The organism is Microcystis wesenbergii NRERC-220 (assembly GCF_032027425.1).
GTDB lineage: Bacteria > Cyanobacteriota > Cyanobacteriia > Cyanobacteriales > Microcystaceae > Microcystis > Microcystis wesenbergii_A.
The window spans coordinates 3,638,498-3,656,142 of record NZ_JAVSJA010000001.1 but is presented as its reverse complement, the minus strand read 5'-3'; the positions used below and the strand labels follow the sequence as shown (position 1 = coordinate 3,656,142).

At 43.8% G+C, this 17,645-nt stretch carries 14 protein-coding genes and 1 pseudogene; 6 read left to right on the top strand and 9 right to left on the bottom strand.

Going from position 1 to position 17,645, the window contains the following annotated elements; translation table 11 throughout:
* Position 1 precedes the first annotated feature (1 nt).
* Positions 2 to 1,339 carry a proton extrusion protein PcxA gene (locus tag RAM70_RS17760; protein WP_045358150.1) on the bottom strand — a complete coding sequence of 446 codons (1,338 nt, stop codon included), beginning with the start codon at positions 1,337 to 1,339 and terminating at the stop codon, positions 2 to 4.
* A 78-nt stretch (positions 1,340 to 1,417) separates the two neighbouring features.
* On the opposite strand from RAM70_RS17760, the gene RAM70_RS17755 reads away from it, so the two are divergent.
* Both RAM70_RS17755 and RAM70_RS17750 read left to right on the top strand, forming a co-directional pair.
* Positions 1,418 to 3,520 (top strand): PD-(D/E)XK nuclease family protein, encoded by a 2,103-nt coding sequence (locus RAM70_RS17755; protein ID WP_312674905.1) that lies wholly within the window; start codon positions 1,418 to 1,420, stop codon positions 3,518 to 3,520.
* 297 nt (positions 3,521 to 3,817) lie between these two features.
* Positions 3,818 to 3,968 (top strand): annotated as a pseudogene (locus RAM70_RS17750) (IS1/IS1595 family N-terminal zinc-binding domain-containing protein); the annotation flags it as partial.
* 70 nt (positions 3,969 to 4,038) lie between these two features.
* On the opposite strand, the gene priA reads toward RAM70_RS17750, so the two are convergent.
* Positions 4,039 to 6,528: a primosomal protein N' gene (priA, locus tag RAM70_RS17745; RefSeq protein WP_312674904.1), complete on the bottom strand. Its 2,490-nt coding sequence runs from the start codon at positions 6,526 to 6,528 to the stop codon at positions 4,039 to 4,041.
* Between the two features lie 741 nt (positions 6,529 to 7,269).
* On the opposite strand from priA, the gene RAM70_RS17740 reads away from it, so the two are divergent.
* The 3 genes from RAM70_RS17740 (at position 7,270) to RAM70_RS17735 (ending at position 9,903) form a co-directional block, all read left to right on the top strand.
* Positions 7,270 to 8,403 (top strand): RNA polymerase sigma factor, RpoD/SigA family, encoded by a 1,134-nt coding sequence (locus RAM70_RS17740; protein ID WP_312674903.1) that lies wholly within the window; start codon positions 7,270 to 7,272, stop codon positions 8,401 to 8,403.
* A 115-nt stretch (positions 8,404 to 8,518) separates the two neighbouring features.
* Positions 8,519 to 8,632, top strand: coding sequence for a ribbon-helix-helix domain-containing protein (locus RAM70_RS23020; protein ID WP_367401692.1), 114 nt, complete (start codon positions 8,519 to 8,521; stop codon positions 8,630 to 8,632).
* 110 nt (positions 8,633 to 8,742) lie between these two features.
* Entirely contained in the window at positions 8,743 to 9,903 is a 1,161-nt protein-coding gene (locus RAM70_RS17735) for an aminotransferase class V-fold PLP-dependent enzyme (RefSeq protein WP_312674902.1), read from the top strand.
* A gap of 128 nt (positions 9,904 to 10,031) precedes the next feature.
* On the opposite strand, the gene RAM70_RS17730 is transcribed toward RAM70_RS17735, so the two are convergent.
* From RAM70_RS17730 to trxA, 7 genes are all read right to left on the bottom strand, one after another.
* Entirely contained in the window at positions 10,032 to 10,808 is a 777-nt protein-coding gene (locus RAM70_RS17730; RefSeq protein ID WP_045358137.1) for an RNA polymerase sigma factor SigF, read from the bottom strand.
* 486 nt (positions 10,809 to 11,294) lie between these two features.
* Positions 11,295 to 11,870, bottom strand: a complete 576-nt coding sequence (locus RAM70_RS17725; protein WP_312675949.1) for a choice-of-anchor R domain-containing protein — start codon at positions 11,868 to 11,870, stop codon at positions 11,295 to 11,297.
* A 633-nt stretch (positions 11,871 to 12,503) separates the two neighbouring features.
* Positions 12,504 to 14,129, bottom strand: coding sequence for a chaperonin GroEL (groL, locus tag RAM70_RS17720; RefSeq protein ID WP_002804201.1), 1,626 nt, complete (start codon positions 14,127 to 14,129; stop codon positions 12,504 to 12,506).
* A gap of 46 nt (positions 14,130 to 14,175) precedes the next feature.
* Positions 14,176 to 14,487, bottom strand: a complete 312-nt coding sequence (gene groES, locus RAM70_RS17715) for a co-chaperone GroES (RefSeq protein WP_312674899.1) — start codon at positions 14,485 to 14,487, stop codon at positions 14,176 to 14,178.
* A gap of 815 nt (positions 14,488 to 15,302) precedes the next feature.
* Complete coding sequence (locus tag RAM70_RS17710) at positions 15,303 to 15,920, bottom strand: CP12 domain-containing protein (protein ID WP_004162604.1); 618 nt, start codon at positions 15,918 to 15,920, stop codon at positions 15,303 to 15,305.
* A 53-nt stretch (positions 15,921 to 15,973) separates the two neighbouring features.
* Positions 15,974 to 16,300, bottom strand: a complete 327-nt coding sequence (locus RAM70_RS17705) for a hypothetical protein (RefSeq protein WP_045358130.1) — start codon at positions 16,298 to 16,300, stop codon at positions 15,974 to 15,976.
* Positions 16,301 to 16,380: 80 nt separating this feature from the next.
* Complete coding sequence (gene trxA, locus RAM70_RS17700) at positions 16,381 to 16,704, bottom strand: thioredoxin (protein WP_002763751.1); 324 nt, start codon at positions 16,702 to 16,704, stop codon at positions 16,381 to 16,383.
* 339 nt (positions 16,705 to 17,043) lie between these two features.
* Between trxA and RAM70_RS17695 the strand changes: the two genes are divergently transcribed.
* Positions 17,044 to 17,484, top strand: a complete 441-nt coding sequence (locus tag RAM70_RS17695) for a recombinase family protein (RefSeq protein ID WP_045358128.1) — start codon at positions 17,044 to 17,046, stop codon at positions 17,482 to 17,484.
* Positions 17,485 to 17,645 lie beyond the last annotated feature (161 nt).

Genomic DNA, 17,645 nt, shown 5'->3' with positions numbered 1-17,645 from the left:
CCTATTCATTCATATTACGATAGGTAGCCACTGCCGAGGGAGAAATGCGATTGAGATAACGGAAAATCCAATATTTTAGGACTGTATCCAAGATAACGGGAAAAGTGGCGATAAAGAGAAAATTAAACTCGCGATTTTCCGGTAAACCGAAATGACGACTTAAACCTTCTAGGATCACTTCCCAACCGTGGGGAGAGTGGAAACCGACAAATATATCGGTAAAGAGAATAATTAAAAAAGCTTTAGCTGAATCGCTAAGATTATAGAGAATGCCATCAAGAAAAGACTTGACAATCTCGATTTCCCGACGACTAAAAGCGACAACAAAACCAAAGGCAATCAGGGAACAAATATCGGCGAAAATATTAGCGATCGCATTTAAACCTCGTTGGCGAAATTCTTCACTTAGTACCGCCGCTTTTTTAGTAATTTCTCCCTCGATTTCTTCCTTAGATAATTTGGGGGCTAAACCAATCATACCTCGAAAATGTAAAGCTTCCTCAAATCTTCTCAATTCCGAAAAAGCTTCTTCTTCTAAATCCTGATTGATAAAAATAAACTGTTCCTGTTGTTGGAAATATTTATTAACCAAGGGGGTGATCAGGAAAGTTTTGGTTAATTGCTGGGTTAATAAAGGAACAATAATTAACAGTAAAATAAACTTGAGAGAAATGGCTGTTTTATAACGAGAATTGCGAAATCTTTTTAAAACTGCCTCCTCCGATTCCTCCGCTTGGGGATCGATTTCCTGCTTAATGCGATTAAAAGTATTGACAAAAGAACGGGGTAAAACCCCCGGTTTTTCCGTGGCTTTTTGCGATTTATTATTTTTGATTATTTCCTCCTCTTCAAGACTACCCGCTGCTAAAAAAGAGCGATTTCGAGAAGTCTTTATTTTCGCTGTTTCCCGCTCAACATTTCGGGTCTGGAGACTTTTGGGGACATCTTCAAGCTCTTCTTGCCAATAATTACCTTGATATTTTCCGATAACACCATCGATAAACTGAAGTTTTTTCAGACAAACATCTGTGGTGACAGTAATCACCCCATTATTAATTGTCGGTTGATTGGGTCCGAAGGTATTAACGATCGAGCGACTAGCTTTAAACTCCGTCAATCTGACTTTAATTTTTTGCAGATAACCTTTAACTTCTGCGATAAAATAGGAATTAGTGCTGCTGCCATAATTCGAGAATTCATTCGCCACTTTTCGCCCTTGAAAATGCTTGTCTTCTATCTCCTTAATCTTCAAAGCTGCATGATACGCCTCATCTAAAGAACGTTCGGGAGTTTGTAATAACCATTGATTAACACCTTGCAAAATCCGATTAAGATTCATAGGAAACAATTACTTCCACAAGGGAGAAAAGCTAGAGTACCGATCAGTCATCTTAACAAATTCAATCGAGAAAAAACGATGTCAATCATACCAATTTGGCTCGAAGGTGGCCCGCGATCGGGCAAAACCACCGCTTTAGTCGGGGAATTTCGGCGCTGGGTGTCTCGCGATCGATCAAAATCATCCCCCCTTGCTCGATCGATCTTAGTTTTCGCTGCCAACGATGATAATAAACGAGAATTAGCCGATCAATTAGCCCTTGCTGTTAAGGGTAGCTATCCGATTCTCTGCAAAACCCCTTTAGGTTTTCTCACCGATGAAGTCATCCTGTTTTGGCCGTTAATTTTCGAGTCTTTAGGGCTAAAAGCGCAATTTCCCCGCCGATTACGCCCAGAAACGGAGCAGGAACTCGCCACCCGTCTCTGGCAACCAGCGATCGCTGAATTCTTCCAGCTTACCAGCATAAATGAATATCGTTTCGTCCGTCAAGTTCTCGATTTGTTACAATTAGCCGGCGCTAGTGGTGTTCCCGCAGAAAAGATACCCGAAAGATTAGCCGACGGATTATCAGAAACAGATTTAAAACGAGTTTTAGCGATTAATGAGCAGGAAACACCAGAAAAAGTGGGAGAATTAATCATTCAATGGCGTGATTGGTCTCTAGAACGTGGTTTATTAAGTTATGGTATCATCTACGAACTCTATTGGCGCTATTTATTTCCTGATAGTCGTTATCAGCAGCAACTATTAAAACGCTTCCGGGCAGTTTTTGCGGACGATGTGGACGATTATCCGGCTATTGCCAAGGATTTACTCAGTTTTTTCCTCGATCATGATTGTTTTAGCGTTTTTACCTACAATCCCCAGGGAAAAATTCGCTTAGGATTAACTGCCGATCCCGATTATCTACAAAAATTAGCGGCACGCTGTCAAATTATGCCATTATCTACCACTAACGGGTTAGCAGCTCAGTTTAGCGAGACGGTTCTCTCCTTAATCAGCGACGGTAACTATCTTGGCAATCTTCCCGATCAATTCATCTCCGTGCAAACCACCTCTCGCGCTGAATTGTTACGGAAGACAGCCACAGCTATTATTCAAGCAGTCAATCAAGGAGCAGTAAAACCCGAAGAAATCGCCGTTATTGCCCCCGGTTTAGACGAAATCGCCCGTTATAGCCTGATGGAAATTTTAACCGGTGCCGGGATAGCCGTTCAACCCCTCAACGAACAACGACCCCTGATCAGTTGTCCTCTGATTCGGGCATTATTGACCCTTCTCGCCCTTGTTTACCCAAATTTGGGGCGTTTAGCCCCCCAAGAGGCCATAGCGGAAATGCTGGTGATTTTTAGCCGTTATCGCTGGGATGAAGAACGAAATTTAATTCCCGATATCGATCCGGTTCGCGCCGGATTAATTGCCGATCATTGTTATCAAGTGCATCCAGAAAATCCTCGTTTATTAGCGATCGAAACTTTTCCCCGTTGGGATCGCTTAGGACAAAAAGCTTGTACTGCCTACGAAAGAATTTGTCACTGGATCGAAGGGATGAAAAAACGGCAGCAGGAAGCCAAACTTTTCCCGATTTTTGTCTTAAATCAGGCGATCGAACAATTATTAAACGATGGGGAAAATTTGCCCTTCGATCACTTGGCAGCTTTGCGAGAATTAATGGAAACTGCCCAACATTTTTGGGAGATCGATCGCCGTTTGCGTGAGAGTGAACCCTCTTTTCAAAGTCCCAGCGAAACTATTAGTCAGTTTATCCAACTTTTGCGCCGTGGTACAATTACCGCTAATCCCTATCCTGTGCGACAATTTATTAAATCTTCCTCAGCAGTTACCCTAGGCAATATCTTTCAATATCGTTCTTTTCGTTCTAGTCATCGTTGGCATTTTTGGCTAGATTGTTCCTCCCCACTCTGGGAACAAGGAGGTGCTGCTACTCTTTTTGCCGCACCAATTTTTTGGCGAAAAAGTCCCTATCAACGCTGGACAGCAGAAGCAGAATTAGAGGAAAATCAGGCACGTTTACAGAGAATTTTAAGGGATTTATTAGCAAGAGTAAGCGAAAAAGTTATCCTCTGTCACAGTGATTTAGGAGTATCGGGAACCGAGCAAACTGGACAACTTTTATCCTTAGTACAAGCGGCAAAAGACTATAATTATAGTATTACTTGAATTATCGGGATTGAGATTTTAGCAAAAAGAAACGATAGGGAAAATGATATACTACTTCGCTTAAAACTTTAATGTGGTTTTCGTTTTTTATGTTGAGCGAATTATCCCGCAGGATTCGGTAATAACTCCCAGTAATTATTTGGTAGTAGTGGCGTAGCCCTCTTGCTTATTTGGTATAAAGTGTGTAAAATATTTATTAATAAAAATAATTGGATCAAATCAGTCTTTAAACCTCTAGCTTGATGATGACTTTTCTGATAAACATCTTTTTGTGACTCGTGGAAGGCTTACTCAAATATATTTCCTTGTCCTAGTTGTGGTTCTCACCATAGGATCAAGAACGGTTCTATTCATAATGGGAAACCCAAACGTCAATGTCAAGAATGTGGGGGCCAGTTTGTGAGCAATCCCACTAATAAAAACTATCTCTCCCGATACCAAACAATTAATTGATCAACTCTTGCTCGATTTAGCAAAGGTTTGAGCTATCACCACTACAATAAAATCACTACCCTTGATTATTCTATCGTTAAGGGGTCCACATCGATCGCCATACTTACCCTTGGTAAAACTAAGCTTTTCAGAGGAAGAAAAAGACGACCGATATCAGCCTTGTCTCCCGATAATTTTAACAGAATTTGCCAGCGATAACGGTTAGCCACGCGCATAATTGTTGCGGGTGCCGGTCCCAAAATATCCCAATCGGAACCGAAATTATTAACACATTCCTCTGCGACATTTTCGGCACTTTTCTGCACTGCTTCCCCATCTAAACCACTAAAGCGAATTAAGACTAAACTGCCGTAGGGAGGATAATTTAAACTCTCTCTGTGCATTAATTCCGTCTCGACAAAACCCTCATAATCTTGGGTTTGCACTGCTCTAATCACGGGATGTTCGGGGGTATAGGTTTGGATAATTACCTTTCCTTCTCTTTCTCCCCTTCCTGCTCTCCCTGCTACTTGAGTGAGGGTTTGAAAAGCGCGTTCGGAGGCGCGATAATCGGAGTGATAAAGTAAACCATCGGCTGCCATTACTCCTACTAAAGTAACTCGATCAATATCTAATCCTTTGGTGAGCATTTGGGTTCCCACTAAGACATCGAATTCACCATCAGTAAATAGTTTTAATAGTTCCCGGGGAGCATTTTTGTTGCGGGTGGTATCACTATCAAAACGCAAGCAGCGCAAATCAGGAAATTCTTTGCTTAATTCTTGGGTGACTCGCTGAGTGCCAGTACCGAAAAATTTTAGATAGGGAGAACCACATTCAGGACATTGTTTCGGATGAATGCGACCATAGTTGCAGTAGTGACAGCGGAGTAATTCTTGCGCTCCCAGTTCGGTGTGGTGGTAGGAGAGAGAGACATCACAGTGGGGACACTCCAGCACATAACCGCAACTTCGGCAAGATACAAAAGTACTATGTCCCCGACGACTGACAAATAAAATTGCCTGTTCTCCCTTGTCGCGCAGGGTTTCCAGTGCTGAACGCAGGGATTGACTAAACAGGGAACGATTGCCTCGTTGCAATTCCCGTCGCATATCGACGATTTCTACCCGGGGTAAGGGGCGATTTTGGATGCGATCGGGCAAAGATAGGTAAAGACGGGGATTAACTTGGGATTCTAGCCATGTTTCTAGGGATGGCGTGGCCGAGCCTAAAATTACGGGACAATGGTTTAATTGAGCGCGCCATTTAGCCACGGTACGCGCGTGATAGGTGGGGAGTAACTGACTTTGTTTAAAGCTGCTATCGTGTTCTTCATCGAGGATAATCATGCCTAGATGGGGTAAAGGGGCAAAAATCGCCGATCTCGTCCCGATAATAACTTGCGGGGTTCCTGTCAACATCTGTCGCCAGGTATCGTATCTTTCTCCTTCCGAGAGGGCGCTATGATAAACATAGACTCGATCGCCAAAACGGGCCACAAAGCGATCGGTTAGTTGCGGTGTTAATCCAATTTCGGGGACTAAAACCAAGGCAGATTTACCCGCTGCCAGGACAGGTGCGATCGCCTGTAGATAGACTTCTGTTTTACCCGATCCCGTCACTCCGTGTAAGAGGACGCTTTCACCACCTTTTAGGGTTTGAATGGCTTCTAAAGCCTGTTTTTGACTAGAAGTGAGTGTTTTTGGTTGATCCCTGCTCATAATCGCCGAGGATAAGCGCAGAAATTCCCGATCCTGAACAACTACATAACCCTTGTCAATGAGCGGTTTAAAATGTTTTGTCCCCGCAAGTTGTGCCAATTCTGGCAGCCACATTTCTCCCCCCTGGTGGCGTAAAATTTCGACAATTTTGCGCTGATTTTCGGTTAAATCCGTAGGAAAGTCGGTTATCAGTAGGGTAATGGCTTTTTTTTGTTTAATATTGGGACTTTTGGGCGCTTCTAGATAACTTTCTACCCAACCGCGCTTAACTAAGTCTCGGATACCGTAATTGGCATTTTTTACCTTTTCTTGCAGGTATTTCGCCGAATAATCGCCTTCTTTTTGATTTTTGAGCAGGGATAAAATCTGACGGGAGAGGGGAGTACAAAAAACTTCTGCACCGGGGGGAATCGCTTCTGGTTTTAATCTGATGCGACGTTGGGAACTTCGCAGTAAACCCGTAGGTAAAGCGACGCGAACAACGGTGATTAAATCTGTTGCGTAGTATTGGGCGATTTTCGTCAATAACTGCCAATAATTATCGGGGAAAAAGCCCTTAGTAATCACATCTTCCACGGGACGAATTTGATTTTCTTCTAGTCCTGCGGGCAAATTTTCGAGAAATCTAAGAGCAATTCCCCCAATTACCTGAGAACCAAAGGGAACGCTTAAAATATCGCCGATTTCTACCGTTAAATCTGGGGGGACACTATAGGTTAATATTTGCTGATCCTCTTGACTATCTCTAGGATAAGGGCGATCAACCAAAACCTCTAACCACGGTTGTCTAGTTGTGGTTAATTGGTAAGGTGTGCGAGGTTCCGCTACAGTTAGAGTAGCATGGCGATCGAGCATGGTTATCAGTTATCAGTTATCAGTTATCAGTTATCAGTTATCAGTTATCAGTTATCAGTTATCAGTTATCAGTGGGAAGTGGGAAGTGGGAAGTGGGAAGTGGGAAGTGGGAAGTGGGAAGTGGGAAGTGGGAAGTGGGGAGATCACTGCGTGTGCGTTGCGGGGGGAGAATGGGGTATTTAAATTATAGTTTAAAGCTTGAGGGGAATAAAACTAGCTAATTTTCTCTAAAAACACTTTAAATATTGCTTTTTTGCCCACAAATTTTGATTTTTAGCCCGTGAAGTCTTCCCAAAAGAATTTTTATCCACCCTTAAGCATTGATAAAGTTAATGATAATTATTGACTATTAGCTATTAAATCCCAGTATAGTTAGTCAAAAGGTGAGAATGGTTCTCAATAGAAAAAGCTAAGAATAGTAATAAAAAGCTGATGGCTATCTTGATTGTTAAGAAGGGTGATCTTTACCTAGTCAAATACCAAAAACCTTAGTTAGAGTGTATGAGTAGAAACACTGAAAGCTCCTCCCATTTACCAGAAAATCTGATTATCTGGTGCGGCGATTTGTAACCATCGACACAGAAGTGCGTAATTATATCCCAGAAATGGCCGCCATTAATTAAGAAAACGTTTAAAAAATCTGCTCCCCGAAAATTCAATGTAACAATCATCCCATTGGGAGAAACTGAGTTTTTCCCCGCTATTATAATCCCACTCCATCCATAACCACAATAACTGCTTATGAAAATCTCTAAACTAGCCGCCGATGATAATTTTAATCAAATCATTGCCCTGGAGACAAATCCTTTAGAACTGGACAGCGTGGATTTTGGGGAAAGAACTGACGAAGATCTGACTGAACCTTTACCAGAACCCCTAAAAACCACTGCTGCAGGTAGTGGAACAGGATACGATAAAGGCAGCAATGAAGACACTGTTGGCGCATTTTTTAAAGAAATGGCCCGTTATCCCCTACTTAGTGCGGAAGAAGAAATTGAATTAGCCCACTCGGTTAAGTTTCTCATGGAAGCGGAAGAAGTGCGCCAAAAACTGCAAGAAAATTTACATCGTCCCCCGACGAAACCGGAATGGGCGATCGCTTTACAATTAGATAATGAACGTCAACTGGAAAACCGTCTTTATCGGGGAAGAACAGCTAAACGGAAGATGATTCGTTCTAATTTGCGCTTGGTGGTTTCCATCGCTAAACGCTATTTAAATCGCGGGGTTCCTTTCCTAGATTTAATTCAAGAAGGTGCGATCGGACTCAACCGTGCGGCTGAAAAATTCGATCCCAATAAAGGTTATAAATTCTCTACCTATGCTTATTGGTGGATTCGACAAGCAATCACCCGCACCATTGCTAACGATGCGCGTACAATTCGTTTACCGATTCACATTGTCGAAAAACTCAATAAACTCAAAAAAGCGCAGCGCATTCTCAAGCAAGATTTACAACGCAATCCCAATGAACGGGAACTCGCGGAAGCGTTGGAAATGACTCCCGAACAATTGCGGCAATTATTACAATTGCGTCGTCAATCTCTCTCTTTAAATCATCGTGTAGGGAAGGGAGAAGATACGGAATTAGTGGATCTGTTGGAAGATGATGATCTACAACTTCCCGAAGATAAAATGAATGAGATGATGATGCGTCAGGAAATTTTCGCAGTTTTAAGTGATGTTCTCACCGAACGGGAAAAAGATGTTATCTCTCTCCGTTATGGTTTAGCTACCAGTCAACCCTATACCCTAGAGGAAGTGGGGGGAATGTTCAATTTATCTCGCGAACGAGTACGTCAAATTCAAACTAAAGCGATGCGAAAATTACGTCGTCCTCAAGTCGCGCGTCGTCTGAAAGGATGGTTACATTAATAATTTTTTCTAACTCGTTCTCTCCCCTCTCCTTTTTCCTGGAGAGCTTTTTTTGTCGATATTTAGCTTAAAATTAAGATAAAGTTGATTTTCTCAGTAGATGGTCATAATACCTATGAACGTACATCTTACCCCACAACAAGAGCATCTAATCCAACAGAAAGTGAAAACGGGAAAATATCAATCTCCCGAAGATGAATACGAACGTTTTCAACCCATCGGAGATTAATCTAAAATGGGTGGTTATATCATAAATATACTAGCTATTCAGTCTCTGAATACAATAGGCAATTTTTCAGCTATTTTTTCTAGTTTTGAATAAAATCAAATTAATTCAATATGTCTAAAAATTCTTGGTTAATTCCCGATAATATTTATTTTCTCAACCATGGTTCCTATGGTGCAACCCCTAGAATAGTCTTGGATTATCAGCAACAATTGCGGGAACGAATGGAAAGGCAACCTTTAGCATTTTTGGGGAGAGAATTAGAGGGTTTATTAGATATTGCTAGGCAAAAATTAGCGGATTTAGTCAGTGTAAATAGCGATGATTTAGTCTTTGTTCCCAATGCAACCACAGCAGTGAATGCGGTGTTAAATTCCTTAACTTTTCAGGAAAATGAGGAAATTCTGATCACCGATCAAACCTATAATGCTTGTGCTAATGCAGTTAAACATATAGCTAAAAGATGGGGTTTAAAGGTAATTATCGCTAAAATTCCCTTTCCTGTGCAGTCTCCTTTAGAAATTAGTCAAGCAATTTTAGCATCAGTTTCTCCCCGGACAAAATTAGTAGTTTTAGATCATGTCACCAGTCCCACGGCCTTAATTTGGCCAATCGCAGAAATTGTGCAAGAATTAAATAATCAGGGTATTGATACTCTCATCGATGGCGCTCATGCTTTAGGTTTTTTACCCCTTAATATCGGGGCAATTAATCCCACCTATTATACTGCTAATTGTCATAAGTGGTTATGTAGTGCCAAGGGGGCTGCTTTTCTCTATGTGCGCAGGGATAAACAGGCAATAATTCGACCTTTAACTATTAGCCATGGAGCGAATTCCCCTCGACAAGATCGCTCCCGTTTTCAGTTAGAATTTGCTTGGATGGGAACCGATGATCCCACCGCTTATTTATCAGTGCCAAAAGCGATCGAGTTTTTAAATTCTCTCTCTATTCATGGTTTACTGGGTCTGATGGCGAGGAATCGTAATTTGGTTTTAAAAGCCAGAAATTTGCTTTGTCATGCCTTGCAGGTCAATTATCCCTGTCCAGAATCAATGATCGGATCGATGTCTTCGATTCTAATTCCTCATTATTCTTGGGCAGCTGAAGATTTATCTAGGCAACTCTGGGAAAAATATCAGATTGAAGTGCCGATAATTGCTTGGGGAGAAGCATCATTGATTGTGAGAATTTCTGCTCACTACTATAATTCGATCGAGCAGTATGAATATTTAGCTGGGGTTTTAAATTACTTGCTATTTGGGCAAAGATAAGCTGGGATCATACCACTCCTAATAATGTTGTTTTTAAGATATAGATGCAAAAAATTAAGTTTTTGAGGTGTGTTTTGATCATTTTTCTGATTTTTGGAGATTTTAAGGGTTGAGAACCGATAATTTTCTTAAAATACTTCTTGAGTCATGGTTTCCTTGAGAATTTCTAAACCTTTTTTCACCCGACGGGAGACGGTAACGACACTAATGCCTAATTGTTCGGCGGTTTCCCGTTGAGTAAGATCTTTAAGGAAGACAAATTCGAGAATATGACGGGTTTTGTCTTCTAATTGAGCGAGTGCCTGTTGTAAACGAATGCGATCCTCTTGACATAGTTGAAAGCTGCGATAATGGGGATCGGGAATGAGGTCTTTTAAGCAGGTATTATTATCTTCATCGTTATTAACCGTCACATCGAGACTAAGAGGTTCACGGTTTTGGAAAGCCAGTTTTACCTCTTGCCATTCTGCGAGGGAAATATTTAAAGCGCGGGAGATTTCCGTATCGTTGGGTTGACGATTGTGAACAGTTTGGAAATGCCGACGCACATTTGTCGCTTGTCTGCCTAAATCTAACCAACGGCGAGGAATACGAACTGTGTAACCTTTATCCCGCAGATAGTGTTGAATTTCGCCGCGAATATAGGGAATAGCGAAAGAACTAAAGGCATTACCTTTGCTGCTGTCAAAACGCTTAATCGCCCGAATTAATCCCATACAGCCAACCTGCACTAAATCTTCGTAATTTTCATGGCATTGATTGACCCAATGATGAGCTTCCTTTCTGACTAATCCTAAATTTAACTCCATAATCCGATCCCGTAACTTATTATCCCCTGTTTTTTGGTATTCTTGGAACAGGGTGAGGGTTGCCAGCTTAAGATTTTCTTGATTGAGGATAGACATAGTGTACTAAAGGACTTAAAAAACCATTGACTGTAAAAGATCACTATTGCAATTAGCTTTGACCAATCCCAATACAGTCTAGATTAGAAGCGGAAAGCAATCGCAACAATGTCATTGACTCTGACTATGATACAACCTTTATATAAAAACTTGTGTGATTTCACCCAGGGAAAGGAAGTATTTAATACCATTTTTCTGTATTCGTAGCGGGCATCTTACACCCCTATCCCAAACCCTTGGGGGGTGGCGGTGCGAAAAATCAAGCATCTCTGCCATTGCTGATCATTAGCGTACAATATTACTAGGCGATCGAATATTCCCCGAAATTCATGAGTCAATCCCCCGTCACCGATTCCCTAGAAATTATCCTGACAAATATCACGGAAAAATTAGTATAGTAAATTCGTAGGTCGGGTTGAGGGAACGGAACCCGACATAGATCCTCGGTGGTTGGGTTGAACAGAGTGAAACCCAACCACCGGCAACTTATCCCTCGTTCCGACGACCTTTAACCCCCAGTAAACCCAATCCGAACAGGGACAACGCGGCGATCGCACTGGGTTCGGGAGTGCTGGCCACCGGACCGGTTATCTCGGTCGCGTTGATCTGGAAACTGTTTAAAGTGGTACTGTTATTGAAACTCCCTCCACTGTTATTACTAACCTGGGCTCCCGATGGCGTGGCGATGCCCGTCGGGGTTTTGTTAGGACTAGAGCCGCGCCAGTCGAAACTTCCACTGGTAACGGTAACGTATAACCAGTATTTAGTACCGGCGGTAAACGTGAGGGGGCCAGTGGGAGTGAAGGTGTAGTTAAAGACTCCCACTCCTTGAGGGGTGGGATTGGTGAAACTGGCGAGGACGGTACTGCCCGGATCGCTACCCCCGACATCATTGCGGATCTGGACGAGAGGAACATCTCCACTCCCGTAGTTCTCGAGTCGCAGGATCACGTTGTCGAGGCTGTAATTGTTACCCGCGGGTAGGGTAAAGGCGAGCGCTTTTATCTCATTGGTGGTAATCGGAGTGGACGAATTATCATCCGTTGGCGGGAGATTCCCGATCAGAACCGCCGCGCGGACAGGGTTTACCCCCCCCCATCAGTACAAGCGAACTACTAATGCCCGCCAACACCAAAGACCTAGATAAGGTTTTCATGATCTCTAAAAAAGTTAAGAAATTATGTAGATTAGCCTATCGCAGCCGTCTCTTCTTTTCAACTATTGATTAGATTTTGTTATCATTTACCGTCTGGTATGATATTTAATTCTATAGAATGTTGACAAAATGGCTAGAAAGTGGTATGCAACATCGGGCAGTTTCTGGTCGTGCCAAGTGGGATTCCTGTAGGGAGAGGGGAGTAAGATACTCGGTGGTTGGGTTTCACTCCTACGGCAACTTACCTGAAAATTTTTTAAAACGTCGTGCTTTGTAGCTTGATTGATGAATCAAGCTACTATGAGAGTTCATTCATGAATCAAGTAAGCTAAGACGTATTTAAACCGCTTATTCTTAGATTAGCCGAATCTCCCTCGCCCCCCCTGCTAGTAGGGTTGATTCAAGGTAGGGTTGATTCATGAATCAACCCTACCCCTGCTAGGGGTTGGGGTGACGATATTAACCCGAAGTGATGTTTTTTTATAAAAAAAAACTCGATCGCTTAATTGCGATCGAGTCAAGAAAAAACAGACTAATTATTAATAGTCGAAGTCACCACCGCCGGCGGGAGGAGCGGATTTTTCTTTTTCCGGTTTATCCACCACAATACACTCGGTAGTTAAAACCATACCGGCGATAGAAGCGGCATTTTGTAGGGCAGAACGAGTCACTTTAGCGGGGTCAACGATACCCGCCTCAAACATATCGGAGAACTCACCGGTAGCGGCATTATAACCGACATTAAAGGGCTTTTCTTTCACCCGTTCGGCAATAACTGCACCGTTTTGGCCGGCATTTTCAGCGATCCGTTTTAAGGGGGCAGCAATGGCGCGAGAAACGATTAAAGCGCCGGTTAATTCTTCATGGTGTAGGGTTTCTTTGGCCCAGGTTTCCAATTGGGGAGCGAGGTGAGCTAAAGTAGTACCACCCCCGGGGACGATACCTTCTTCTACGGCTGCTTTAGTGGCGTTAATTGCGTCTTCTAGGCGCAATTTGCGGTCTTTCATTTCCGTTTCGGTAGCGGCGCCGACTTTAATCACTGCCACACCCCCGGCTAATTTAGCCAGACGTTCTTGCAGTTTTTCTTTATCGTAGGAAGAATCGGTTTCCTCGATTTGACGGCGAATTTGCTCACAACGGGTTTTCACTGCCACGTCGTTGCCTTCGGCGACGATGGTGGTGGTATCTTTGTTCATAGTGATACGACGGGCCGTACCTAAGCTGTCAATTTTGGTGGTTTCCAGTTTTAAACCCGCATCTTCGCTAATGACTTGACCACCGGTTAAGACGGCGATATCTTCTAACATCGCTTTTCTGCGATCGCCAAATCCAGGGGCTTTCACCGCAGTGACGTTAAGAACACCGCGCAGACGGTTAACCACTAGGGTTGCCAAAGCTTCTTTTTCAATGTCTTCGGCGATAATTACTAGGGGTTTACCTTGACGGGCCACTTGTTCGAGAATAGGAACCAAATCCTGTACTAAACCGATTTTTTTGTCGGTAATCAGAATAGCGGGATCCTCAAAAACGCATTCCATGCGTTCGGTGTCGGTGACAAAGTAGGGAGAGATATAACCTTTGTCAAAACGCATCCCTTCGGTGATTTCTAGTTCGGTGGTCATCGATTTCCCTTCTTCTAGGGAAATTACGCCTTCTTTGCCGACTTTATCCATGGCCGAGGCGATCATTTGACCGACTTCATCATCGTTACCGGCAGAGATAGCACCCACTTGTGCGATCGCTTTGGAGTCTTCTACGGGTTTCGCGTGTTTGGCGATTTGACTGACGAGGAAATCGGCAGCTTTATCGATCCCTTTTTTCAGAGAAATCGGGTTAGCACCGGCGGCGACGTTGCGTAAACCTTCTTTAACGATAGCATGGGCGAGAACGGTGGCGGTAGTTGTACCATCCCCCGCTACATCGTTGGTTTTTGATGCGGCTTGGCGAATTAAAGCCACACCGGTGTTCTCGATATGGTCTTCCAGTTCGATTTCTTTAGCGATGGTGATGCCATCATTGACGATTTGGGGCGCGCCAAATTTCTTTTCGAGGACGACGTTACGACCTTTGGGGCCAAGGGTGACGGCCACCGCTTCGGCCAGAAGATCCATGCCTTTTTCTAAGGCGCGACGAGCATCTTCGTTGTAGATAATAGATTTAGCCATAATGTATCGTTATTCGTGCAAAATAGGGGTTTTCAAGGGTAGATGATTAGGAAACGACGGCGAGAATGTCTTTTTCGGAGAGGAGAACGTATTCTTCGCCACCAAGTTTGATATCGGTTCCGGCATATTTGGAGTAGAGAACTTTGTCACCCACACCCACTTCCACAGGGGTACGGCTGCCGTCATCGTTGCGTTTGCCAGTGCCGACGGTCACGACTTCCCCGATTTGGGGTTTTTCTTTAGCGGCATCGGGAAGAAAAATGCCACCGGCGGTTCTTTCTTCGCTGGGGCTAACTTTAACGAAAACTCGATCGCCTAGGGGTTTAACAGTAGTTACGTTGATGCTGACTGCAGCCATGGAATATCCTCCTTTTCTCTTGTATTTGGGTAAGTGTCTTTTCCAGATTAGCACTCTTACCTTCCGAGTGCTAATTTACCGAAATACAAGGCCCCCTGACAACTGCTCGATCGGTACGGGTTTCCGAACTATGGTGTTAAGCTATAGCAGTTATCTTAGTGGTGAGGTACAAAGTTTTCGTTTTGGGAAGGCAGCAGTCAGAATATCCCTTTTCCGTCACTCTAGGGAACGGGAAAACAGAAATGACAGGGAAAAACGGATGCCAACAGAGAATTTATCAATCGATTAAGTTGAGTATATAGAAAAGAAAAATAGTTAATTAATCGAGGAGTAAAGAAAACACAGAGCCAAGCTTTTAAGCGATTCAAGTAACCGAAAGGCTCGACAAATAATCGAATATTATTTAAGTCATTTTCTTTTAATCTTTTCGATTCTAAAATTGGAGCGTATAGTGGGAGATTGGCAACCCCACCGATACGCTTGGAAGCTGCCAAATGTCAGGGCTATCAAAGCAAATCCTTACATTGACAAGCAAAAGCTATTCACGGCGGAGATCGAAACCATGACTAGGCAGCATACACAGCAATGAAGAAAACATTGCCCTTGATTTTTCAGTAACTGATACTAAATCCGGTTATTAAAAACTGATTATTTATTCCCCCTTTTGCATGAGTGCCTCTTGCATGAGTGCCTGTCCTTATAAGTAGCATATACTCAACGGATTTAGTATGACAGGCGGCTTTGAAGTTAACCTAAGCGCATTAAGGGCAGAAGTCACCCTAAAGGCGATCGATTCTGCCAAAACCCGCAAGGATTTAATCCTCATAAATGCGGCACTCTAAGGCATCGGGATTAGCCTCGCAGTAGGACTGGAGTGAGTTATTCCCTTGTTTTTTGGCCCGTTGATGGGAGGCTTCCGCCTGGAGTTCCTCAACCACATCCCAGGCCGCAGCGCAATCGGGAGAGGTTTCACCCTTGGCCGCACAAATTGTCCGCGCGTCTTCCCGGGCCGCTTCAATTTCATCTTCAATGAACAACCGCTTTGGCTTTTCGACAAAATCGCTCTTGAAGAGAATATCACTGACAGAAATAATGCCCAGCAAAGTTTTGCCCTGAATCACGGGGGCGCGGCGAATGCGGGTTTGAGCAAATAACCGAGCCACATATTCCACCCCCAGTTCGGGATTGACGACCACACAGGGCTTAACCATAATTTCGTAAACCCGCATAGTTTTAGGATCGTGGCCAAAGGCCGCCACTTTGTAAACGATGTCGGTTTCAGTGACAATTCCATAAGGGTCCTGTTCATGGCGCGGTTCGACAATCAATCCCCGCAGTTGTTTTTCTTTCATCAATTTCACGGCATCGGCAACCGTTGCCGAACCACGAATGGTGACAACGTTTTGGGTCATAATTTCTTGAGCTTGCAGCATAGGAGTTGGATGGTTTTGTTAAATGAAAGGACTGGTATAAAAGCAAAAGTTGACTAGGGTTGCCCCGATAGCAATTTCCTAGACTCTTGTGGGCTGAGGGCCACTGTTAATAGAGATGACCAGGGCCAATGGGCGATCGCTGGTTGGGGCTGGGGCGGCATGGCCGCAGCTGTGCTCCCCTGAGTGCCGGGAGCATAGGCCTCCAGCACAGCGCCGTTTTGCCAACACATGGCGATGAAATAATCACACACTGGGCATTCCGTCTGAGCAACCTGCCGGGCCGGACACTTATATCCTGCGGGCAGGCGATCGCTCAAGAGTCGTTGAGCTACGCTGCCACAGTTGGGACACCGAATTTCTATAAGCTTGTTCATCGCCATACCTCAAAATTGAATAGTGATGTGAGAAGGAAAGGGTCAACGTCGGACGTTTGCCCAGAGTGTTCGTTCACGGTGGAAGACTATAATTGTCGTTCTACCGCAGCCGTAAATTCTTCATAGGGTTTAACCCCAACTAATGTTTCTATCAATTTCCCCTGTTTAAATACCATGACCGCCGGAATACTTCTAATCCCAAAGCGTTTGGCCACGGGTTTGTTACTGTCTAGGTCAAGTTTGAAGACTTTGGCGCGATCGCGATAGTCATCGGCCAATCGATCGATCAACGGCGCCACCAGTTTGCAAGGGCCACACCAGGTTGCCGTGCAATCTACCACCAACAGGGATTCACTCTTTAAGAGGGAATCAAATTCAGTTTCATCTTGAATAAATGTAGCCGTACCCATGTTTATATCTCCAGATTGATGCTGTGTAACTTAGGACAAATTCTCTTCTCGGTGCGTTTTACAATATAAATTCAGCCTTGACCCGCTCCTCATCTAAAAATGCTTGGCCTTAGCCCCTTTAACTTTCTCCCAGAAAGCGAAAGGGTTTGGGAGTCCAGGGCTATGAGTAAAGCAAAATGGCATAAGTCAATGTCCGCCTCCTTGGGGTATCGTATATAGTTTGGTCGTCCCAGACATCGATGGTGACATCTAGTCCCTGCTCATGGGGGGGTTTTACTTTGTAAGTCGTCATCGGCTGCTCCCAATCAAAACAAATTTGCGACGTTAAGTTACGGTAATATGGTTTTGCAAGTTATTGCATTGACATCCCCTATGACAGCGACCCCTTCAAACGATTTATCTGCCTGGGAGCGGCTAGAACAAGGCAGACAAGCAAAAGCAAGCAACGGTGGTTATGCGGGCTACGGCTCCCCTGCCTTTGGACAACGATCGATCGATGGGGAATTAGTGGATGATCCGGAAGAGTGCCGGGTCATTGAACTGATTCGCCGTCATCACAAATCGGGGAAATCCTTGCAGAAGATCGCCGATTGGCTTAATGAACAGGGCTACACCACCAAACGCGGTCTACCATGGCAGCGTATTTCCGTAAAGCGGGTGCTGGATCGACTTTATGGAAAGGTGTCCAGAATTTCCGGAGTAACCCTTCAGGCCGACCAGAACCCAGAAGTACTCACCCCAGCGTCTGGTGATGCCGCCCCTAAAACCATTAGAGGCTGAATGACCCCTAAATAAAAAGTTTTAGGGTTTAACCTGTTACATCCCTCTATGATACACCGAAGTGGGTCTAAAATCTTTACGAGTTTAATAAAAATTGTAACAAAACGTTACATCTTTCTAGAAAAAGTTACATGACGCTACATTTTGAGATAGTTTTAGAA